Origin of the sequence: Aurantimonas marina (assembly GCF_017183135.1) — a bacterium.
GTDB classification, from domain to species: domain Bacteria; phylum Pseudomonadota; class Alphaproteobacteria; order Rhizobiales; family Rhizobiaceae; genus Aurantimonas; species Aurantimonas marina.
In genome coordinates this window covers 1-7,499 of record NZ_JADDXW010000034.1, presented here as the reverse complement: position 1 = coordinate 7,499, position 7,499 = coordinate 1, and the positions used below count along the sequence as shown (strand labels likewise).

Genomic DNA, 7,499 nt, shown 5'->3' with positions numbered 1-7,499 from the left:
CCGACGGCATTTTTTGCCGTGATCTTTGACAATTTGATATTGAGAAGAAAGAGAAGCGTGGGCGGCGGTTAGTCTGCGTGGAGCTTCGTGCCGATTTCCTTTTCGGTTACGAGGTATCCATGAGAGAATGACCTGATCGTTTTACGTTTCGGTATGAGAGTGTACGGCTTGGCGCTGTTTCGGGGCTTGCTTCTGCGGGTTTCGTGATGGTGTCGAGCGAAGGGCGTTTTCGGTGTTGGTCTGGCTTTGCAGTGATGCGGGCCGGTCTGGCGGCGGGGGCGTCCGAGTAACTCTCGTCAAATGCTTTGAGACAGTGACGGTCAGGGAAAAACTCTTATCAAACCTGAGAGTTTGATCCTGGCTCAGAACGAACGCTGGCGGCAGGCTTAACACATGCAAGTCGAACGCACTCTTCGGAGTGAGTGGCAGACGGGTGAGTAACGCGTGGGAATCTACCCATCTCTACGGGATAGCTCCGGGAAACTGGAATTAATACCGTATACGTCCTGAGGGAGAAAGATTTATCGGGGATGGATGAGCCCGCGTTGGATTAGCTAGTTGGTGGGGTAATGGCCTACCAAGGCGACGATCCATAGCTGGTCTAAGAGGATGATCAGCCACATTGGGACTGAGACACGGCCCAAACTCCTACGGGAGGCAGCAGTGGGGAATATTGGACAATGGGCGCAAGCCTGATCCAGCCATGCCGCGTGAGTGATGAAGGCCCTAGGGTTGTAAAGCTCTTTCAGTGGGGACGATAATGACGGTACCCACAGAAGAAGCCCCGGCTAACTTCGTGCCAGCAGCCGCGGTAATACGAAGGGGGCTAGCGTTGTTCGGAATTACTGGGCGTAAAGCGTACGTAGGCGGACATTTAAGTCAGGGGTGAAATCCCGGGGCTCAACCCCGGAACTGCCTTTGATACTGGATGTCTTGAGTCCGGAAGAGGTGAGTGGAATTGCGAGTGTAGAGGTGAAATTCGTAGATATTCGCAGGAACACCAGTGGCGAAGGCGGCTCACTGGTCCGGTACTGACGCTGAGGTACGAAAGCGTGGGGAGCAAACAGGATTAGATACCCTGGTAGTCCACGCCGTAAACGATGGAAGCTAGCCGTCGGAGGATTTATCCTTCGGTGGCGCAGCTAACGCATTAAGCTTCCCGCCTGGGGAGTACGGTCGCAAGATTAAAACTCAAAGGAATTGACGGGGGCCCGCACAAGCGGTGGAGCATGTGGTTTAATTCGAAGCAACGCGCAGAACCTTACCAGCTCTTGACATGCCTCGACGGTATCCGGAGACGGATACCTTCCTTCGGGACGAGTGCACAGGTGCTGCATGGCTGTCGTCAGCTCGTGTCGTGAGATGTTGGGTTAAGTCCCGCAACGAGCGCAACCCTCGCCCTTAGTTGCCAGCATTGAGTTGGGCACTCTAGGGGGACTGCCGGTGATAAGCCGAGAGGAAGGTGGGGATGACGTCAAGTCCTCATGGCCCTTACGGGCTGGGCTACACACGTGCTACAATGGCGGTGACAGTGGGCAGCCAACTCGCGAGAGTGAGCTAATCCCAAAAAACCGTCTCAGTTCGGATTGCACTCTGCAACTCGGGTGCATGAAGTTGGAATCGCTAGTAATCGTGGATCAGCATGCCACGGTGAATACGTTCCCGGGCCTTGTACACACCGCCCGTCACACCATGGGAGTTGGTTCTACCCGAAGGTGGTGCGCTAACCTCGCAAGAGGAGGCAGCCAACCACGGTAGGGTCAGCGACTGGGGTGAAGTCGTAACAAGGTAGCCGTAGGGGAACCTGCGGCTGGATCACCTCCTTTCTAAGGATGGTCCCGTCAGACCCGTTCGGGTCTTCCGGTCTTTCTCGGCCATGAAACCTGTCCGACCGCTGGTCGCGATCGGGGTCATGGCGCAGAGGGGGCCGGTTCCGGACGACACGTCTATGGGACTGTTTTAGAACCAAGACGCCAATCAGTCAGAGCGGCGTCGCGCATACAAGCGCCATGCGGCTCCTTCGGGAGCTTCGTGGTCAGGCAGGCCCCGCCGCCTTCGTTTCTCTTTCTTCCCTGGATGAATATCCGCTCTGCCGCAGCAGCGGCGGTGCCGGATACTAACCCGAGCTTTTTGAGTCTGGTTGCTGGGCATCCCGCTGTCTTCGGATGGTGGGTTGGTCCGAGCGTCAGCGAGGCAAGGCCGACCGGCCGCCGGACCTTTTGGTCCGCCCCCGCGGAGCGCTTCACGCGTGAGCGAGAAAAGACCGGGCCCGTAGCTCAGCTGGTTAGAGCGCACCCCTGATAAGGGTGAGGTCGGTAGTTCGAATCTACCCGGGCCCACCAAATCGGTGGCACCGTGGTGTCGATTCGAAGCGCTGAGGCTGGCCGATTTGGTGGGCCCGGGTCGCTTTTGCCGGTTTGTCCGTCCTCGCTTTGCTGCGGGCGGACGGGCACGGGCCTCGGAGCTTGCTGTTTCGAAGCCGGTGCAAGAAGGGTCGCCCATAGAGGCCGACTGGCCGTCGGACCTTTTGCCCCGCCCTTAAGCGGCAAGCCGCTGGCGGGGACCCCAATGGGGCTTTAGCTCAGCTGGGAGAGCACCTGCTTTGCAAGCAGGGGGTCGTCGGTTCGATCCCGACAAGCTCCACCATTTGCCTTTGAGGTGGGTGGCGATGGGGTCGAGCGTCGTGCGGCAAATGGTGGATCTTGTCGGGTTTTTCCATTCTAGCGCTTCCTCGGAGCTTTGCTCCTGCGGGGAGCGCGGCAAAGCTCCACGCGGCGCCTTGATCGGCGAGCGAGCATCCGGCCACGACGTGGCCATCCAGGAGAAAGAATAAGGTTTGCGGGCCTTGGACGCTTGTCCGAGTGTCTGCCTGTTCTCAATCATCATCGTGAAGAAGAAGACGGATCTCGAAGATCGTCATTTTGGCCAGCTTGCTGGTCATGCCCCGCTCAGGGTTCGGACGGTCTGTCGACGAAAGGTTCCGGCCCGGGTTCATCGCCCGGGTCCGGTCATACAAGCTTTTTGTCCCATGATCGGTGTTGCCTGACCGCACGCCGTCGGGGTTCGTCTCGAGAAGCTGGTCTTTCGTTGATCGGAAATTTGCCTTGCGCGTGAAACCTTTTCCAAAAAGTCGAACAACTTTTTGGGGTCACGCGCTGGTTTACCCGATCAACATGAAGAGCACCGCTGCAGGACGCTGGAGGAAGTTGCACACTTCGCCGGTGTTTGCGGTGTTCGAATGAGAGTAAGCGTGAATGATCACCTCTCTCTTTGTTTTAGTTGGTTCATGGTGCGGCCGCCTTTGGCGGTCTGGATCATGAGCCGGTGCGATGCGCTTTGCATCGGCGAGTGGAACGCCAAACCGAGCCATCTTGATGGCGAGGCAAGGCCGACCGGCCGTCGGTCCTGATGGACCGCGCCCGCGCAGCCGACCCGCAAGGGTCTGGCGTGAGCGAGAACAAAACGGTGAGCATTGACGATGAGAATGATCAAGTGAAAGAAGGGCATTTGGTGGATGCCTTGGCATGCACAGGCGATGAAGGACGTGATACGCTGCGATAAGCCATGGGGAGCTGCGAATAAGCTTTGATCCGTGGATTTCCGAATGGGGCAACCCACCTTCGACCGCTGTTAAGTTTAAACTGTTCGGCTTGCGCTCGCGCCAGATTGCTTGCGCAATCGGCTCCGCGAGGGCGGACCATCCGGTCCGTCGCCCGGTCGGGCTCTGGCTGCCGCGCTCTTTGTAGGGCGCACGGCAGTTCGAGGTCGCACGGCAGTCAGGCCGCGAATTGCGGCCCGCAGCTTTTGCTGCGCCCCCGCGGAGGCGATCGCGACAGCGATCTGCCGTGAGCGAGAACGGTTTAAATTAACAGCGGTCATGAGAAGGTATCTAATCCTGAATACATAGGGGTTAGAAGCGAACTCGGGGAACTGAAACATCTAAGTACCCGAAGGAAAGGACATCAACCGAGACTCCGTCAGTAGCGGCGAGCGAACGCGGACCAGGCCAGTGGTCATTGAAAGAAGAAGCGGAACAGGTTGGGAAACCTGGCGCAATTGGGTGATAGCCCCGTACGCGTAATGTCTTCGATGATCCTCGAGTAAGGCGGGACACGTGAAATCCTGTCTGAAATTGGGGGGACCACCCTCCAAGCCTAAGTACTCGTGCATGACCGATAGCGAACCAGTACCGTGAGGGAAAGGTGAAAAGCACCCCGACAAGGGGAGTGAAATAGTACCTGAAACCGAATGCCTACAAACAGATGGAGCCCAAGGTTCGTCCTGGGTGACATCGTACCTTTTGTATAATGGGTCAGCGACTTAGTCTGGCGAGCGAGCTTAAGCCGATAGGTGGAGGCGTAGCGAAAGCGAGTCTGAACAGGGCGTTCAGTTCGTCGGATTAGACCCGAAACCGAGTGATCTAGCCATGAGCAGGTTGAAGGTGCGGTAACACGCACTGAAGGACCGAACCCATATCTGTTGCAATAGATCGGGATGACTTGTGGCTAGGGGTGAAAGGCCAATCAAACTCGGAAATAGCTGGTTCTCCGCGAAATCTATTTAGGTAGAGCGTCGGATGGACACTCCAGGGGGTAGAGCACTGGATGGGCTAGGGGGACTCACCGTCTTACCAAACCTAACCAAACTCCGAATACCTGGAAGTGATATCCGGCAGACACACGGCGGGTGCTAACGTCCGTCGTGGAGAGGGAAACAACCCTGACCACCATCTAAGGTCCCCAAGTTATGGCTAAGTGGGAAAGGATGTGAGGATCCCAAAACAACCAGGATGTTGGCTTAGAAGCAGCCATCATTTAAAGAAAGCGTAACAGCTCACTGGTCTAAATAAGGGTCTTTGCGCCGAAAATGTACCGGGGCTCAAGCCATACACCGAAGCTGTGGGTGTGTTCGATCTTCGGGTCGGATGCGCGGTAGCGGAGCGTTCTGTAAGCTGATGAAGGGATATCCGTGAGGAATCCTGGAGGTATCAGAAGTGCGAATGCTGACATGAGTAACGATAAAGGGAGTGAGAGACTCCCTCGCCGAAAGTCCAAGGGTTCCTGCTTAAAGTTAATCTGAGCAGGGTTAGCCGGCCCCTAAGGCGAGGCCGAAAGGCGTAGTCGATGGGAACCACGTTAATAATCGTGGGCCTGGTGGAGAGTGACGGATCGCGTGTATCGTAGGGTCTTATTGGATTGATCCTGCGGTGAAGCGGTTCCAGGAAATAGCCCCACCGTATAGACCGTACCCGAAACCGACACAGGTGGACTGGTAGAGTATACCAAGGCGCTTGAGAGAACTATGTTGAAGGAACTCGGCAAATTGCACGCGTAACTTCGGAAGAAGCGTGACCTCCCTGTACGCAAGTATTGGGAGGTGGCACAACCCAGGGGGTAGCGACTGTTTATCAAAAACACAGGGCTCTGCGAAGTCGCAAGACGACGTATAGGGTCTGACGCCTGCCCGGTGCTGGAAGGTTAAGAGGAGGGGTGCAAGCTCTGAATCGAAGCCCCAGTAAACGGCGGCCGTAACTATAACGGTCCTAAGGTAGCGAAATTCCTTGTCGGGTAAGTTCCGACCTGCACGAATGGCGTAACGACTTCCCCGCTGTCTCCAACATAGACTCAGTGAAATTGAATTCCCCGTGAAGATGCGGGGTTCCTGCGGTCAGACGGAAAGACCCCGTGCACCTTTACTATAGCTTTACACTGGCATTCGTGTCGGCATGTGTAGGATAGGTGGTAGGCTTTGAAGCGTGGGCGCCAGCTCGCGTGGAGCCATCCTTGAAATACCACCCTTATCGTCATGGATGTCTAACCGCGGTCCGTCATCCGGATCCGGGACAGTGTATGGTGGGTAGTTTGACTGGGGCGGTCGCCTCCTAAAGAGTAACGGAGGCGCGCGATGGTGGGCTCAGACCGGTCGGAAATCGGTCGTCGAGTGCAATGGCATAAGCCCGCCTGACTGCGAGACAGACAAGTCGAGCAGAGACGAAAGTCGGTCATAGTGATCCGGTGGTCCCGCGTGGAAGGGCCATCGCTCAACGGATAAAAGGTACGCCGGGGATAACAGGCTGATGACCCCCAAGAGTCCATATCGACGGGGTTGTTTGGCACCTCGATGTCGGCTCATCGCATCCTGGGGCTGGAGCAGGTCCCAAGGGTTTGGCTGTTCGCCAATTAAAGCGGTACGTGAGCTGGGTTCAGAACGTCGTGAGACAGTTCGGTCCCTATCTGCCGTGGGTGTAGGAGAATTGACAGGATCTGTCCCTAGTACGAGAGGACCGGGATGGACGTACCTCTGGTGGACCTGTTGTGGCGCCAGCCGCAGTGCAGGGTAGCTATGTACGGACTAGATAACCGCTGAAGGCATCTAAGCGGGAAACTAACCTGAAAACGAGTTCTCCCTATCAGAGCCGTGGTAGACCACCACGTCGATAGGCCGGGTGTGGAAGTGCGGCAACGCATGAAGCTTACCGGTACTAATCGCTCGATCGGCTTGATCATTCTCATTCGTCAATGTTCACCAATCCCGAGGGGATTGGGAACATTGGTCTTGTTTGTTGGCCTCAATCGCCGGCGCGGACATCCGTCCGCTTGGCTACGGGCTGACGCCCGCCGCTCCAGTCGGAGCGGGGCTGTCCTTGCGATACGCCGCTCACGCGGCACGCTCGGACGGCGCTCGATCGTCAAGGTCGGGCCCCAGGCAAGCCAACACGCTTACCTCTCATGAAAATCTGCAAAACCAGCGCTTCAATCACCTGGCTCCGTCCGAGCTCTCTGCCGCAGGCAGCCCATGGCGATGTCCCCCCAGAAAAGGGGGCTGCAGTCTAGCGCACGGCAGTCAGAGGCCGCCCCTTTTACCGAAGGATTGGCCGACGCGCCTTTTGGCGCGAGAGCCAAGCGGACGGATGTCCGCGCCGGCGGTTGGGGCCCGTGCTCCGTCCGAGCGCGCCGCGTCAGCGGCACATCGCGAGGACAGCCGTAGCGCGCTAGCGCGTCGGGTCGCTGACCCGCGCCCGCGCAGCCGACGCGTCAGCGTCTGGCGTGAGCGACATATCCCCTCCCAGCTTCTCACGCTTTGCGATTTGCCGACCTGGTGGTTCTAGCGGGGCGGCCGCACCCGATCCCATTCCGAACTCGGCCGTGAAACGCCCCAGCGCCTATGATACTTCGTCTCAAGACGCGGGAAAGTTGGTCGCCGCCAGGTCTGCAAATCGCAAAGCTCATCTTCACAAAAACCAAACCCGAACGCCCCTCGCGCCCCCAGGCCGAGGGGCGTTCTTGCGTTCAAAGCACCGCTTTGCGGCCAAAAGGGCGCTTCGCGTTTGAATGGGCGCTTCGCCGCCCAACACGCCACCGCCGAAAGCACCGCACCGCCCCTGACAAAGCGACCCGCGAGAGCGATCCGGCGCGGGCGCAACGCGGCAAACGCACAGCCCCACCGCCAACCCGTCATTCCACCGCGCAGGGCCAGGTCGACGGATAGGATAAACCATC

The 7,499-nt window shown here is 57.7% G+C and carries 2 tRNA genes and 3 rRNA genes; all 5 read left to right on the top strand.

Going from position 1 to position 7,499, the window contains the following annotated elements:
- The first annotated feature begins 339 nt into the window (after positions 1–339).
- A 16S ribosomal RNA gene (locus ING15_RS19040) occupies positions 340–1,826 on the top strand.
- Between the two features lie 439 nt (positions 1,827–2,265).
- Positions 2,266–2,342: transfer RNA gene (locus tag ING15_RS19035), tRNA-Ile, on the top strand.
- 228 nt (positions 2,343–2,570) lie between these two features.
- Positions 2,571–2,646, top strand: a tRNA-Ala gene (locus tag ING15_RS19030).
- 840 nt (positions 2,647–3,486) lie between these two features.
- Positions 3,487–6,506: ribosomal RNA gene (locus ING15_RS19025) — 23S ribosomal RNA — on the top strand.
- A gap of 588 nt (positions 6,507–7,094) precedes the next feature.
- Positions 7,095–7,209 (top strand): 5S ribosomal RNA (gene rrf / locus ING15_RS19020).
- Together the 16S, 23S and 5S rRNA genes with 2 tRNA genes alongside form the textbook arrangement of a ribosomal RNA operon.
- The last annotated feature ends 290 nt before the right edge of the window (positions 7,210–7,499 follow it).